A 14,308-nucleotide genomic window follows, 5' to 3' on the forward strand; every position below is an offset into this window, starting at 1 on the left:
CCTTGCGACACCACCACAAGACCCGGGGAGACCATTGAACGCGGCTGGACTGCTCATGGCCGAGACCGATCACGGATCGGGCTTCCACGCTCCGACGATCCAGGAGTTCTTCCCTCCCGCGATCTTCTTCGACGGCACGCCGTTCGAGTTCAACCGGATCCAGCTGGTGCGCGTCGTCGTCACCATCGCGCTGATCCTGTGGCTCTGGCTCTCCACCCGCCACGCGAAGCTCGTCCCGGGCCGCGCGCAGAGCGTCGTGGAGCTCGCCCTGGACTTCGTCCGGGTGCAGATCGTCGAGTCGGTTCTCGGCAAGACGGCGGGGCGGCGCTACCTGCCCCTCCTCACGACCCTCTTCTTCATCATCCTCGCGATGAACTTCGCCGGGGTGACCCCGTTCCTCAACATCGGTGGAACCTCGGTGATCGGCCTGCCGGTCGTGCTGGCGATCTGGGTGTACGTCACCTACCTCGTCGCCGGCTTCCGCAAGCACGGTCCGGGCTACCTCAAGATCAGCCTGTTCCCGAGCGGCGTCCCGAAGATCATGTACCTCCTGATCACGCCGATCGAGATCCTGCAGGTGTTCATCCTGCGGCCGCTCACGCTGGCGCTGCGACTCCTGGCCAACATGATGGCCGGTCACCTGATGCTCGTGCTCTGCTTCGCCGCGACGCACTTCCTCTTCTTCGAGAGTGGCGGCCTGATCCCGCTCACCGGCGTGATGACCTTCGTCGGCGGTATCGGCATCACCCTCTTCGAGATCTTCGTCGGCTTCCTGCAGGCGTTCATCTTCACTCTTCTCGCTGCCGTCTACATCCAGATGTCTGAGGACGACGCGCACTGAGGTTCCTGCTCCACCCCGCTCCACAGCCAGACCACCCACGACGGCGGGTACGGACCCGCCGCCCTAGGAAGGACAACCCATGGACATCCTCGCCGAGCTCAACGGCAACATCGCCACCATCGGCTACGGCCTGGCCACTCTCGGCCCGGGCATCGGCCTCGGCATCCTGATCGGCAAGGCGCTGGAGGGCATGGCCCGTCAGCCCGAGGTCGCCAACACGCTCCGCACCAACATGTTCATCGGTGTGGCCTTCGTCGAGGTGCTCGCGCTGCTCGGTCTGATCGCCGGCTTCCTCTTCATCTGATGGGCGAGGCACAGCTGCTGGCCGAGGGTGAGGTCTCCGGGATCGGAGTCTTCATCCCGGCCGACTACGACATCATCTGGTCGCTGGTCGTCACCGCTGTCATCGCGTTCTTCTTCTTCAAGTACCTGATGCCGAAGATGACGGCCCTGCTCGACGAGCGGGCGGCCAAGATCGAGGGCGGGCTCGAGCACGCCGCGAAGATCCAGGCCGAGGCCGAGGCCACCAGGGCGGAGCGTGAGGCCGAGCTGGTCGCCGCCCGTCAGGAGGCCGGGCGCATCCGCGAGGAGGCGCACGGCGAGGGCAACGAGATCGTCGTCGAGGCGAAGTCCAAGGCGCAGGCCGAGGCCAACCGCATCGTCGAGAACGCCCAGCGTCAGATCGAGGCGGAGCGCCAGCAGGCCGTCGTCTCGCTGCGCAGCGACATCGGTTCGCTGGCGACCGACCTGGCCGGGAAGATCGTGGGCGAGGCGCTCACGGACGACGCACGCCAGTCGCGTGTGATCGACCGCTTCCTCGCCGAGCTCGAGGAGACCTCCCGCCAGGGTGACGGCGTGCCGACCACGGTCGCCGCCGACGCCTCCGGCACCACCGAGACGGGGAAGTGATGCGGGCGACCAGCGAGGCATCCCTCACCGCGGCCAGGGAGCGGTTCACGCCGATCCTCGACGCGGCGGGCGACGGAGCGCGGGAGCTCGGGGAGCAGATCTTCTCCGTCGTCGACGCGCTCGACGGCTCGACCTCCCTGCGTCGCGCGCTCACCGACCCCACCCGGTCCGGCGAGGCCAAGGCCCAGCTGGCCAGCACGCTCCTGGGCACCCAGGTGCACGCCGACGTCGTCGACCTGGTCGCCGGCCTCGCGCGGGCTCGCTGGTCGGCCGACGCCGACCTCGCCGAGGCGCTCGAGGAGATCGGGACCACCGCGGTCCTGGTCGCGGCGGAGGCGCGCGGGGACCTCCTGCGCGTCGAGGACGACCTGTTCCGGCTCGGCCGCATCCTGGCGAACGAGCGCGACCTGCGTGTCGCGCTCGCCTCCACGGACCTGAGCGCCGAGCGTCGCACCAGCCTGGCCGACCAGCTCCTCAACGGGCAGGTCGCGCCGGAGTCGCAGGTGCTGGTCCGCCGCACCGTCGGTGCGCTCCGACAGCGGTCGGTCACCACGAGGCTCGCCCACGTGGCCGACCTCGCCGCCGCCCGACGTCAGCGCGTCGTGGCATCGGTGCTCGTGGCGACGCCGCTCACCCCGGCGCAGGTGGAGCGCCTCGGCGCGACGCTGTCGCGCATCTACTCCACCGAGGTCCACGTCAACGTGGGCGTCGACCCCAGCATCGTGGGTGGCATGCGCATCCAGGTGGGTGCCGAGGTCGTCGACGCCACCGTGCTGTCCAAGCTTGCCGAAGCCCGACGCCGCATCGCCGGCTGAGCGCTCACCCAGACACCCCGCGCCCGACGCGAGAGACGAGAGAAGGAACCGATGGCTGAGCTCACGATCAAGCCCGAGGAGATCAGGGCTGCGCTCGACACGTTCGTCAGCTCCTACACCCCGACGACCGACGCCCGCGAGGAGGTGGGTCGAGTCACGCTCGCTGCCGACGGCATCGCGGAGGTCGAAGGACTTCCGGGCGCCATGGCGAACGAGCTCCTCACCTTTGAGGACGGCACGCTCGGCCTCGCGCTGAGCCTCGACGTCCGCCACATCGGTGTGGTGGTCCTGGGCGAGTTCACCGGCATCCAGGAGGGCCAGGAGGTCCGCCGCACGGGCGAGGTCCTCTCGGTCCCCGTCGGCGACGGCTACCTCGGCCGCGTGGTCGACCCGCTGGGCACGCCCATCGACGGCCTCGGCGAGATCGCCACGACCGGCCGCCGCGCCCTCGAGCTCCAGGCGCCCGGCGTCATGGCGCGCAAGAGCGTGCACGAGCCGCTGCAGACCGGCATCAAGGCCATCGACTCGATGATCCCGATCGGCCGCGGCCAGCGTCAGCTCATCATCGGCGACCGCAAGACCGGCAAGACGGCGATCGCGCTCGACACGATCCTGAACCAGAAGGCGAACTGGGAGTCGGGCGACCCCGACAAGCAGGTCCGCTGCATCTACGTCGCGATCGGCCAGAAGGGCTCGACCATCGCCGCCGTCCGCGGCGCGCTGGAGGAGTCCGGCGCCCTGGAGTACACGACCATCGTGGCCGCCCCGGCCTCCGACCCGGCCGGCTTCAAGTACCTCGCCCCCTACACCGGCTCGGCCATCGGCCAGCACTGGATGTACGAGGGCAAGCACGTCCTGATCGTGTTCGACGACCTGTCCAAGCAGGCTGAGGCGTACCGCGCCGTGTCGCTCCTCCTGCGCCGCCCGCCGGGCCGCGAGGCCTACCCGGGAGACGTCTTCTACCTGCACTCCCGCCTCCTCGAGAGGTGCGCGAAGCTGTCGGACGAGCTCGGCGCCGGGTCGATGACCGGTCTGCCGATCATCGAGACGAAGGCCAACGACGTGTCGGCCTACATCCCGACGAACGTCATCTCGATCACGGACGGCCAGATCTTCCTCCAGTCGGATCTGTTCAACGCCAACCAGCGCCCCGCCGTCGACGTCGGCATCTCGGTGTCCCGCGTCGGTGGTGCGGCCCAGGTCAAGGCGATGAAGGGTGTCTCCGGAACCCTGAAGCTCACGCTCGCCCAGTACCGCTCGCTCGCGGCGTTCGCGATGTTCGCCTCGGACCTCGACCCGGCCTCGCGCCAGGCGCTGGCTCGCGGCGAGCGTCTGACCGAGCTCCTCAAGCAGCCCCAGTACTCGCCCTACCCGGTCGAGGACCAGGTCGTGGCGATCTGGGCCGGCACGAACGGCTACCTCGACGACGTCCCCGTCGCCGACGTGCTGCGGTTCGAGCGCGAGCTGATCGACCACGTGCGTCGCAGCACCGACGTGCTCGGCACCATCGCCACCACCGGCAAGCTCGGTGACGACGCGGTCGAGGCGCTCAAGGCCGCCATCGAGTCCTTCGCGCCGACGTTCCAGACCTCCGACGGCGACCTGCTCGGCAGTGACGAGCCGGTCGACGACGAGGGCCTGGACGTCGAGCAGGAGCAGATCGTCCGCCAGAAGCGGGGCTGAGCTGTGGCAGGTCAGCAGCGCGTCTACAAGCAGCGGATCAAGTCCACCCAGACGCTGAAGAAGATGTTCCGCGCCATGGAGCTCATCGCGGCGTCGCGGATCGGGAAGGCCAGGGCCCAGGCCCAGGCCGCCGCCCCGTTCTCTCGTGCGATCACGCGGGCCCTCTCGGCCGCGGCGACCCACGCCCAGGTGGACCACCCGCTCACCTCGGACCGCACCGACACCAAGAAGGTCGCGATCCTCGTCCTGACGGCGGACCGCGGGATGGCGGGCTCGTACAACGCCAGCGTGCTGCGCGAGGCCGAGCGTCTCCTCACGCGTCTGACCGAGGAGGGCAAGGAGCCGGAGCTCTACGTCGCGGGCCGTCGCGGCATCGGCTACTTCACCTTCCGCAACCGGACGATGATCAAGACGTGGCTCGGGAACTCCGACGCGCCGCAGCTCGAGCGGGCGGAGGAGATCGCGGACACGCTCCTGGAGGCGTTCCGGGCTCCCGCGGACGCCGGCGGCGTCAGCGAGATCCACCTCGTCTACACGCGGTTCCTGTCGATGGTGACGCAGGAGCCCCGCGTGGTCCGGATCCTTCCGCTCGAGGTCGTCGACGGCGTCGCTCCGGTGGGCGAGGAGCCCATGCCGCTGTACGACTTCGAGCCGTCGCCCGAGGTCGTGCTGGACGCGCTCCTCCCGCGCTACATCCTCGCGAGGATCTTCACGGCGCTCCACCAGGCCGCCGCCTCGGAGCTCGCCTCGCGTCAGCGGGCCATGCACACGGCGACCGAGAACGCCGAAGACATCATTCGCAACTACACCCGACTGGCCAACTCGGCCCGGCAGGCGGAGATCACCCAGGAGATCAGCGAGATCGTCTCCGGGGCCGACGCCCTCGCCGGCTGAGCAACTGACAAGGACAACCATGACTGCTGAAGCCGCTACGGCTCCCACGACTGTCGGCGCCGGTACGGGACGTATCGCCCGGGTGATCGGCCCCGTCGTCGACATCGAGTTCCCCTCGGGCACGCTCCCGGGGATCTACAACATGCTCAAGACCACCATCGACCTGGCCGGCCAGGGCGAGGGCGAGAGCGACGCCGTCGAGCTCACCCTCGAGGTCGAGCAGCACCTCGGCGACAACCTCGTGCGCGCCGTCGCCCTCAAGCCGACGGACGGCCTCGTCCGCGGTGGCGAGGTCCGCGACACGGGTGGCCCCATCACGGTGCCCGTCGGCGACGTCACCAAGGGTCACGTGTTCAACGTGATCGGTGAGCCGCTGAACGTGCCCGCCGACTCCCTCGACATCAAGGAGCGGTGGTCCATCCACCGCAAGGCCCCGGCGTTCGACCAGCTCGAGTCCAAGACGACGATGTTCGAGACCGGCATCAAGGTCATCGACCTCCTCACGCCGTACGTGCAGGGCGGGAAGATCGGTCTGTTCGGTGGCGCCGGTGTCGGCAAGACCGTGCTGATCCAGGAGATGATCCAGCGCGTCGCGCAGAACCACGGTGGTGTGTCGGTGTTCGCCGGTGTCGGCGAGCGCACCCGTGAGGGCAACGACCTCATCGTCGAGATGGAGGAGGCGGGCGTCTTCGACAAGACCGCCCTCGTCTTCGGCCAGATGGACGAGCCGCCGGGCACGCGTCTGCGCGTCGCCCTGTCCGCCCTGACGATGGCGGAGTACTTCCGCGACGTGCAGAAGCAGGACGTGCTGCTCTTCATCGACAACATCTTCCGCTTCACGCAGGCCGGGTCCGAGGTCTCCACGCTGCTGGGCCGCATGCCCTCGGCCGTGGGTTACCAGCCGAACCTGGCCGACGAGATGGGTCTGCTGCAGGAGCGCATCACCTCGACGCGTGGTCACTCGATCACGTCGCTCCAGGCGATCTACGTCCCCGCCGACGACTACACCGACCCGGCCCCGGCCACGACGTTCGCGCACCTGGACGCCACGACCGAGCTCTCCCGCGACATCGCCTCGCGCGGTCTGTACCCGGCCGTCGACCCGCTGGCCTCCTCCAGCCGGATCCTCGACCCGCAGTACGTCGGTGAGGACCACTACCGCACCGCGACCCGCGTGAAGTCGATCCTGCAGAAGAACAAGGAGCTGCAGGACATCATCGCGATCCTCGGTGTCGACGAGCTCTCCGAGGAGGACAAGATCACGGTCGCGCGTGCGCGCCGCATCGAGCAGTTCCTCTCGCAGAACACGTACATGGCCGAGAAGTTCACGGGTGTCGAGGGTTCGACGGTCCCGCTGACCGAGACGGTCGAGGCGTTCTCGAAGATCGCGGACGGCGAGTTCGACCACATGTCGGAGCAGGCCTTCTTCAACATCGGTGGCCTCGAGGACCTCGAGCGCAACTGGGCCCGCATCCAGTCCGAGCTGCGCTGATGGCAGGAACGAGCGGAGCGCTCACGGTCGAGATCGTCGCCCCGGACCGCACGCTGTGGTCCGGGACGGCGTCCGTCGTCAGCGTGCCGGCGGCCGAGGGTGACATGGGCCTCCTGCCCGGTCACGAGTCGGTCCTGTCGCTGCTGCGTGCCGGCACCGTCCGTGTGCAGTCCGCGAGCGGTTCGACGGAGACGTTCCCGGTCACGGCCGGCTTCGTGTCCTTCGACGCCGACATGGTCACGGTCGTCGTCGACTCCCAGGACTAGGCGTCGCAGGTGCCCGTTGCCGTGACCGTCACGATCATCGTGATCGTGGCACTGGGGGTGCTGGCGCTGGGGGCGTTCTCGGTGCGTCTGCGCACGCTCGGTTCGCGCGTCGGCTCGTTCGAGTGCGCCCTGCGCACGCCGACGGGCTGGGCCTCCGGCATCGCCCACTACGGCACCGACTCCCTGCACTGGTACCGCCTGATCTCGCTCGACCCGCGCCCGGGTGCCTCGTGGCCCCGGGCGCGGCTCGACGTCGTGAGCCGCGTGGCGCGCGACCCCGAGGCTGCCGCGACGTCGTCGCGCATCTTCGAGGTGACCTGCGACGTCGGCGGTACCGAGATCGTCCTGGCCATGCGCGCCGGCCAGTACTCCGGCCTGTCGTCCTGGCTCGAGTCCCAACCTCCCCGGGAGCTCCACTCGTGAGAATCGTCGTGGCCACCTGCGCCGTCGACTACTCCGGACGCCTGTCCGCCCACCTCCCGCTCGCCCCGCGCGTGCTCATGGTGAAAGCCGACGGCTCCGTGCTCGTCCACTCCGACGGCGGTTCGTACAAGCCGCTGAACTGGATGAGCCCCCCGTGCACGCTCAAGGTCTCGCAGCCGTCGGCGGAGCAGGCCGCCGAGGGCATCACCGAGGTCTGGACCGTGAGCGCCACCAAGTCCGACGACAAGCTCGTCGTCACGCTGGTCGACGTCGCCCACGACTCCGCGCACGAGCTCGGCGTCGATCCCGGTCTGCAGAAGGACGGCGTCGAGGCCCACCTGCAGAAGCTGCTCGCCGAGCAGGTCGAGCTCGTCGGCGCGGGCCACACGCTGGTGCGCCGGGAGTTCCCGACGGCGATCGGTCCCGTCGACCTGATGGTCCGGGTCCCTGCGGCGAGCCTCGAGACCGGGGCCACCGCGGTCGCCGTCGCACCGCGGCCGCCGCGGCACGTCGCCGTCGAGATCAAGCGACGCGCGACGATCGACGCCGTCGAGCAGCTCACCCGCTACCTCGAGCTCCTCAACCGCGACCCCCACCTCGCGCCGGTGCGCGGCGTCCTGGCCGCGCAGAGCATCGCGCCGCAGGCGCGCACCCTGGCCACCGACCGCGGCATCGACTGCCTCCTGCTCGACTACGACGCGATGCGCGGTGTGGACGACCCGGACTCGCGGTTGTTCTAGCCCCGGCCGGAGCGCCTAGGCTCGACGGGTGGGCAAGAGGTCGGGCAAGCGGGCGTACGGCGCGGAGCACGTGCCGCTGGACGTCGAGTCGCTGACGCGTGGCTGGACCCGCGGCGAGACCGGCCACGACGGTTCGGCGTGGAAGGTGCGCACCGTCGGCGGCAGCGACAAGTCCTACCGCTGCCCGGGCTGCGACCAGCTCATCCCGCCCGGGACGGCGCACGTCGTCGCCTGGCAGGACGACCACCTCCTGGGTGCGCAGGCCGGTCTGGACGACCGCCGCCACTGGCACACCTCGTGCTGGCGCGAGGGGCGTCGGCCGAGCCGTCGCTGGTCCTGAGCCCGCTGATCCCTGCGCGATCCCCGCTCGAGTCGTTCGCCACCGACTATCGAGGTGACGCACCCGCCCGCCGTCGGGCAGAGTGCACGGGTGGGCCACATCGACCTCAGCCAGATCACCTTCTCCCTCCCCGACGGCCGGCCGCTGCTCGGCGGCGTCGACCTGCGCGTCGGCGAGGGTCAGCGGATGGCGCTCGTCGGCCCCAACGGCTCCGGCAAGACCACGCTGTCCCGGATCATCTCGGGCGACCTCGACCCCGACGAGGGGGCGGTGGTCCGCACCGGCGGTCTCGGCGTCATGCGCCAGTTCATCGGGTCCGTGCGGGACGACACCACGGTGCGCGACCTGCTCGTGAGCGTCGCGACCGAGCGGATCCGCGTGGCCGGCGCCGAGCTCACCCGCGCCGAGGAGCAGATGCTCACGGTCGACGACGAGGCCTCCCAGATGGCCTACGCGCAGGCCATCGCGGACTGGGCGGACGCCGGCGGCTACGAGCAGGAGACCGTCTGGGACATGTGCACGACGGCCGCGATGTCGCTGCCGTTCGAGCGCGCCGAGCATCGCCGCGTCGCCACGCTCTCGGGCGGTGAGCAGAAGCGGCTCGTGCTCGAGGCGCTGCTGCGCGGGACCGACGAGGTGCTGCTGCTCGACGAGCCGGACAACTACCTCGACGTCCCCGGCAAGCGGTGGCTCGAGCAGGCGCTGCGCGAGTGCGGCAAGACCGTCCTGCTCATCAGCCACGACCGGGAGCTGCTGGACCAGGTCGCCACGCGCGTCGCGACCCTGGAGCCCGGGGCGGCCGGCGCGACGCTCTGGGTCCACCCCGGTTCGTTCGCGACCTACCCGCAGGCGCGCGAGGACCGCAACGCCCGGCTGGAGGAGCTGCGCCGGCGCTGGGACGAGGAGCACGCCAAGCTCAGGGCGCTCGTGCTGATGTACCGGACCAAGGCGTCGGTGATGGACACGATGGCCGCCAAGCTGCAGGCCGCCGAGACCCGGCTGGCGCGGTTCGAGAAGGCCGGACCGCCCGAGGCGGTTCCCGAGGTCCAGCAGGTGACGATGCGGCTGCGGGGCGGGCGGACCGCCAAGCGCGCCGTCGTCGTCGAGGGCCTGGAGCTCACGGGGCTGGCCCGGCCGTTCGACGCCGAGCTCTGGTTCGGCGAGCGCGTGGGCATCCTCGGGGCGAACGGCACGGGCAAGTCGCACTTCCTGCGCCTGCTCGCGGCCGGCGGTTCGGATCCCGACGCCGAGCACCGGCCCGTCGGCGACGTGCGTCCCGAGGTGGTGGCCCACTCGGGCGTCGTGCGCCTGGGCTCGCGGGTGCGACCCGGCTGGTTCGCCCAGACCCACTCCCACCCCGAGCTGCTGGAGCGCACGCTGCTGGAGATCCTCCACCGCGGTGACGAGCACCGGCGGGGCCGGCCGCGCGACGAGGCCTCCCGCGTGCTGGACCGCTACGGGCTGGCGAAGGCGGCGGAGCAGAAGTTCGGCCAGCTCTCCGGTGGTCAGCAGGCCCGGTTCCAGATCCTGCTGCTGGAGCTCTCCGGCGCCACGATGCTGCTGCTCGACGAGCCGACCGACAACCTCGACCTGGCCTCCGCCGAGGCGCTCGAGGCGGGCCTGGACGCGTTCGAGGGCACGGTCGTCGCGGTCACGCACGACCGCTGGTTCGCCCGCGGGCTGGACCGCTTCCTCGTGTTCGACGGCGCCGGCGAGGTGGCCGCGAGCGACGAGCCCGTCTGGGACGTCGCCCGAGCCGCCCGGTGAGACCGGACGACCGTTCGCCGGCGTTCGCGGCCGCGGTGCTCGCGCACTGGTGGGGCGAGGACGCACCCCGCGAGCCCGGGACCGAGCCCGGGTCCGGGTCCGGGTCCGGGTCCGTGGGCGGGATCCGCGTCGTCGTGCGCGACCTGCCCGCCCACCGTCGGTTCCAGGTGCTGCGGACCACCGGGGCGGGCGGCCTGCTGACGACGACGCCGGAGCTCGCCGCGCACCTGCGCCTGGCGCCGGGGGAGCAGCTGCACGAGGCCGCCGTCGCACGGGTGGTCGAGGACGCGGCCGCCGTCGGCGTCCACCTCAACGGCGCCGACCACGTCTTCCACCTGTCGCAGCCGGAGCGCGCCGCGGTCCGGGCGGAGGGCTCGGCCGACGGCGTGCGCCTGCTCTCGCCCGAGGACGGCGACGACGTGGCGGCGTTCGCGGCCTTCGGGCGGGCGGCGCCGCCGGACGACGCCGAGGAGGCGTACGTCGAGCTGGAGCACTGGCGGGTGGTCGGGGCGTTCGACGGCGATCGCCTGGTCGCCGCCGCCAGCGCCTACCCCTGGGCCGGGTCCGTGCTGGCCGACATCGGGGTGCTGACGCTGCCGGAGGTGCGGGGTCGCGGCCACGGCCGCGCGTGCGTGCGCCGGTTGTCGGGCGCCGTCCTGGCGGCCGGCCACGAACCGCTGTACCGGTGCCAGCTCGACAACGCCGCCTCCGTGGGGCTCGCCCGGTCGGCGGGGTTCACCGCGTTCGGCACGTGGGAGGTGGTCGTCGGCGACTGACCGCCGGCGAGCCTCAGGCGGCCACGGCCGTGCGCGCCTGCCACCACGCCACGGTCTCGGCGATCGCCGTCGACCACGGCGTCGCCGTGAGCCCGAGGGTGCGCGCGTCGGCGGTGGCCGCGTCGACGTCGATCTCGAAGGCCTGCGTGAACTGGTAGGTGACCTCGGCGATCTCCCGCACGCTCGGCGTCACGAGCCCGACGGCGGACAGGAGCCGCTGCGACATCGGGGCCAGACGCGGGGCCGTCACCCCGGCGGCGGCCGCGACGCGGGCGACGAGGTCCCGCATCGTGATCGATCCCGCGTGGGGGGCGAGCACGACCCGGTGCCCGCCCTCGCCGTCGCCCCTGACCGACTGCGTCGCCGCGACCATCGCGGCGGCGAGGTCGGGCACGTGCGTGAAGGCGTGGGGGAGGTCGACGTCGCCCACCGGACGGAACGTGCCGCCGCGCAGGAGCGGGAGCATCATCCGCTCACCCGCGTGCGACATCAGGACGCGTGGCCCGACGAAGTCGCCCGCGACCACCGACGTCACCCGGGCGCCCGAGACGTCGCGGGCGGCGAGCAGCGTCCGGCGCACGGCGCCCTTGCGGCTCGGCGGGCGCAGAGGAGACGCCGCGGTGAACGGGCTCGCGGCCGGGTCGAACGCGTACAGGCTCTCCGCGGTGGCGACGGCGGCGCCCGTCCGGGCGGTGTGGGCCAGCACCCCCGCCTCCATCGTCGGCAGCATCCGGGACCACGTCCGGGCGTCGTAGGGGGCGTGGAAGGCCATGTGGACGGCGGGGGCGTCGCCGATCGCGCGGGCCACGGCGTCGTGGTCGAGCACGTCGGCGCGGACGCGCTCGGCACCCTCGGGGCCGGAACCGGAGCGCGTGACCACGCGCACCGTGCGGCCCTGGTCGAGCAGGTGCGCCGCGATCGTCGCGCCGACGGGACCGTGGCCGAGGACGACCGCATCAGGGGTGGTGGACATCAGGTGACTCCTCGTCATGGATGTGAGCACTGCTCTCGGATCGACGGTAGCCCTCGGCGGGTCGCATGGCAAGAGCAGTGCTCACATTTGCGATGATGGGCGCATGAGCACCCCGCGCGAGCTGGCCCGCATCCGCACGATGGCCGAGATCACGCGCCTCGGCTGGCAGCACGTGGAGTCGGACGGCGCCGCCGCGCTCTCCCTGCGCGCCGTCGCGCGGGACCTCGGGATCGTCTCCTCGGCGATCTACCGCTACGTGCCGAGCCGCGACGACCTGCTGACGATGCTGATCGCCGAGGGTTACCGGGACCTGGCCGACGCCGTCGAGGCCGCACTGGCGGCGCGGGAGGCGACGGCGGGTCCGGCCGGGGCGAGGGGCCGCGCGCAGTGGCTGACGGTCAGCCACGCCGTCCGCGACTGGGCCCGACGGCGCCCCGCGGCGTGGGCGCTGCTGTACGGCTCCCCGGTGCCCGGCTACAGCGCACCCCCGGAGGAGACGACGCCGCAGGGCACCCGCGTCGTGCTGCGCCTCGGCGCGATCCTGGCGGACGCGGCGACGCGCGGCGAGGTCGACGCGCGGATCGGTCCGCTGGCGGTCGACACCCCGCTCGCCGAACCGCTCGCGGGCTCGCTGCGCGCGATCGGCGGCGAGCTGGGCCAGGACGTGCCGCCCGCCGCGGTGGCCCAGGTGATCCTCGGGTGGACGTCGCTGCTCGGCGCCGTGAGCTCGGAGGTGTTCGGCCAGCTCGGACGGGACCCGTTCGGCGACCCCGACGCCTTCGCCGCGCTCCAGCTCGCGGCGATCGCCGACGCCGTCGGCCTGCGGGAGTCCTAGGCTGGACGGGATGAGCACCCCGATCGGACCCCTGACCGTCCTGCCCGCCGCGCGCGAGGACATCGAGCTCCACACCGCCGACCACCTCACGCTCGTGGGCGAGGTCGCGCTGCCGGAGACCGCCCACCCCGTCGCCACGCTCCTGACGCTCCATCCGCTGCCCACCCACGGCGGCTACATGGACAGCCACGTCTACCGCAAGGCCTCGTGGCGGCTGCCGGCGCTCGCCGACGTCGCCGTCGTGCGCTTCAACACGCGCGGTACGTCCTCGCCGCGCGGGACGAGCGAGGGGGCCTTCGACGGCGGCGAGGCCGAGCGCCACGACGTCGTCGCGCTCCTGGAGTACGGGGAGTTCCACGACCTGCCGAACCGCTGGCTCGTGGGCTGGTCGTTCGGGACCGAGCTCGTGCTCAAGCACGGCGCCGACCCGAGCATCGAGGGCGCCATCCTGCTCTCCCCGCCGCTGCACCGCGCGAGCGACGCCGACCTCGACGTGTGGGCGGCGTTCGGCAAGCGGCTGGTGGTGCTGGTTCCCGAGCTCGACGACTACCTGCAGCCGGAGGAGGCGCGTCGCCGCTTCGCCCGCGTCCCGCAGGCCGAGGTGATCGCGGGCGAGGGCATGAAGCACCTGTGGGTCGGCGAGACCGCCGTGAGCTGGGTGCTCGAGCAGATCCTCGCCGTCGTCAACCCCGCGGCGCTGCCGCTTCCGCGGACGTGGGAGGGGCCGGTCGAGGCCGCCCCGGAAGGAGCCTGACATGACCGAGATCGACCTGAGCGTGCCCGCGATCGACGGCGTCCCCCTCGTGCTGCTGCACGGGTTCCCGTTCGACGGCAGCATGTGGGACGACGTCGTGGAGGACCTCACCGACGCCGGCGTGCCCACCGTCGCGATCGACGCGCCCGGGTTCGGACGGTCCGAGGTGCCCGACGGCGAGCCCAGCCTCGAGCTCGCGGCCGACGCCGTCGTGGCCACGCTGGACGAGCTCGGCGTGGACCGGGCGGTCGTCGCCGGGCTGTCGATGGGCGGCTACATCGCCCTCGCGCTCGCCGAGCGCCACCGCTCCCGGCTGGCCGGACTCGCGCTGCTGGACACCAGGGCCACGGCCGACACCGACGAGGCGCGGGCCAACCGGCTCCGGGTGGCCGAGGCGGCCCTCGGCGAGGCCGGGGCCGACGCCGTCGCCCCCATGCTGACCACGATCCTCGGCGAGACGGCGCTCGAGGGCGAGCCCGACGTCGTCGAGCAGCACCGCGCGTGGCTCGCCGCCGCGCCGCCCGCCGGCATCGCGTGGGCGCAGCGCGCCATGGCTGCCCGTCCGGACCGGCTCGGCGTGCTCACCGGTGTCGGCGTCCCTGTGCTCGTCGTCCGCGGGAGCGAGGACGTCATCGCGACGCAGGGCGACGCCGAGGCGATGGCGGCCGCGGTGACCTCCGACGGCGGTGACGCCGCGCTGGTCCTGATCCCGCACGCCGGCCACATGGCGGCGACCGAGGACCCGTCGGCCGTGGCCGAGGCCCTGACGGAGTTCTGGCGCCGCTGCGCGACCTGAGATC

At 72.0% G+C, this 14,308-nt stretch carries 17 protein-coding genes; 16 read left to right on the forward strand and 1 reads right to left on the reverse strand.

Annotation, left to right across the window (positions count from 1 at the left end):
* Positions 1-55 precede the first annotated feature (55 nt).
* The 13 genes from atpB to C8046_RS17630 all read left to right on the forward strand — a co-directional run bounded on the left by atpB (position 56) and on the right by C8046_RS17630 (position 10,946).
* Positions 56-841, forward strand: a complete 786-nt coding sequence (atpB, locus tag C8046_RS17570; protein ID WP_109230554.1) for a F0F1 ATP synthase subunit A — start codon at positions 56-58, stop codon at positions 839-841.
* 79 nt (positions 842-920) lie between these two features.
* Positions 921-1,145 carry an ATP synthase F0 subunit C gene (atpE, locus tag C8046_RS17575; protein WP_109230555.1) on the forward strand — a complete coding sequence of 75 codons (225 nt, stop codon included), beginning with the start codon at positions 921-923 and terminating at the stop codon, positions 1,143-1,145.
* Positions 1,145-1,750: a F0F1 ATP synthase subunit B gene (locus C8046_RS17580; protein WP_109230556.1), complete on the forward strand. Its 606-nt coding sequence runs from the start codon at positions 1,145-1,147 to the stop codon at positions 1,748-1,750. Before atpE ends, C8046_RS17580 begins: the two co-directional genes overlap by 1 nt.
* Complete coding sequence (locus C8046_RS17585) at positions 1,750-2,565, forward strand: F0F1 ATP synthase subunit delta (protein ID WP_109230557.1); 816 nt, start codon at positions 1,750-1,752, stop codon at positions 2,563-2,565. Before C8046_RS17580 ends, C8046_RS17585 begins: the two co-directional genes overlap by 1 nt.
* A gap of 51 nt (positions 2,566-2,616) precedes the next feature.
* Positions 2,617-4,248 (forward strand): F0F1 ATP synthase subunit alpha, encoded by a 1,632-nt coding sequence (gene atpA / locus C8046_RS17590; protein ID WP_109230558.1) that lies wholly within the window; start codon positions 2,617-2,619, stop codon positions 4,246-4,248.
* A 3-nt stretch (positions 4,249-4,251) separates the two neighbouring features.
* Entirely contained in the window at positions 4,252-5,142 is an 891-nt protein-coding gene (locus tag C8046_RS17595) for a F0F1 ATP synthase subunit gamma (RefSeq protein WP_109230559.1), read from the forward strand.
* Positions 5,143-5,161: 19 nt separating this feature from the next.
* Complete coding sequence (gene atpD / locus C8046_RS17600) at positions 5,162-6,634, forward strand: F0F1 ATP synthase subunit beta (RefSeq protein WP_199224512.1); 1,473 nt, start codon at positions 5,162-5,164, stop codon at positions 6,632-6,634.
* On the forward strand, positions 6,634-6,900 hold the full coding sequence (locus C8046_RS17605; RefSeq protein ID WP_109230561.1) for a F0F1 ATP synthase subunit epsilon: 267 nt from the start codon (positions 6,634-6,636) through the stop codon (positions 6,898-6,900). The genes atpD and C8046_RS17605 overlap by 1 nt, the downstream gene beginning before the upstream one ends.
* 9 nt (positions 6,901-6,909) lie before the next feature.
* Complete coding sequence (locus C8046_RS17610) at positions 6,910-7,323, forward strand: DUF2550 domain-containing protein (RefSeq protein WP_109230562.1); 414 nt, start codon at positions 6,910-6,912, stop codon at positions 7,321-7,323.
* On the forward strand, positions 7,320-8,063 hold the full coding sequence (nucS, locus tag C8046_RS17615; RefSeq protein WP_109230563.1) for an endonuclease NucS: 744 nt from the start codon (positions 7,320-7,322) through the stop codon (positions 8,061-8,063). Before C8046_RS17610 ends, nucS begins: the two co-directional genes overlap by 4 nt.
* 28 nt (positions 8,064-8,091) lie before the next feature.
* Positions 8,092-8,403 (forward strand): hypothetical protein, encoded by a 312-nt coding sequence (locus C8046_RS17620; protein ID WP_109230564.1) that lies wholly within the window; start codon positions 8,092-8,094, stop codon positions 8,401-8,403.
* A gap of 90 nt (positions 8,404-8,493) precedes the next feature.
* Entirely contained in the window at positions 8,494-10,170 is a 1,677-nt protein-coding gene (locus C8046_RS17625) for an ABC-F family ATP-binding cassette domain-containing protein (protein ID WP_109230565.1), read from the forward strand.
* Positions 10,167-10,946, forward strand: coding sequence for a GNAT family N-acetyltransferase (locus C8046_RS17630; RefSeq protein WP_109230566.1), 780 nt, complete (start codon positions 10,167-10,169; stop codon positions 10,944-10,946). The genes C8046_RS17625 and C8046_RS17630 overlap by 4 nt, the downstream gene beginning before the upstream one ends.
* Positions 10,947-10,959: 13 nt before the next feature.
* Here the strand turns inward: C8046_RS17630 and C8046_RS17635 are convergent, their stop codons facing one another.
* Positions 10,960-11,919 (reverse strand): NAD-dependent epimerase/dehydratase family protein, encoded by a 960-nt coding sequence (locus C8046_RS17635; RefSeq protein WP_158277260.1) that lies wholly within the window; start codon positions 11,917-11,919, stop codon positions 10,960-10,962.
* 103 nt (positions 11,920-12,022) lie between these two features.
* Here C8046_RS17635 and C8046_RS17640 point away from each other — a divergent pair, with 103 nt between their 5' ends.
* Genes C8046_RS17640 through C8046_RS17650 form a run of 3 tightly spaced genes read left to right on the forward strand, consistent with a single transcriptional unit; the run spans position 12,023 to position 14,304 of the window.
* Positions 12,023-12,754, forward strand: a complete 732-nt coding sequence (locus C8046_RS17640) for a TetR/AcrR family transcriptional regulator (protein WP_109230568.1) — start codon at positions 12,023-12,025, stop codon at positions 12,752-12,754.
* A gap of 10 nt (positions 12,755-12,764) precedes the next feature.
* The gene (locus C8046_RS17645) at positions 12,765-13,508 is read left to right on the forward strand and encodes an alpha/beta hydrolase (RefSeq protein WP_109230569.1); all 744 of its coding nucleotides are present in this window, start codon (positions 12,765-12,767) and stop codon (positions 13,506-13,508) included.
* A 1-nt stretch (position 13,509) separates the two neighbouring features.
* Positions 13,510-14,304 (forward strand): alpha/beta fold hydrolase, encoded by a 795-nt coding sequence (locus tag C8046_RS17650; RefSeq protein ID WP_109230570.1) that lies wholly within the window; start codon positions 13,510-13,512, stop codon positions 14,302-14,304.
* Positions 14,305-14,308 lie beyond the last annotated feature (4 nt).

It is taken from the genome of Serinibacter arcticus, from assembly GCF_003121705.1.
Taxonomy (GTDB): Bacteria; Actinomycetota; Actinomycetes; order Actinomycetales; family Beutenbergiaceae; genus Litorihabitans.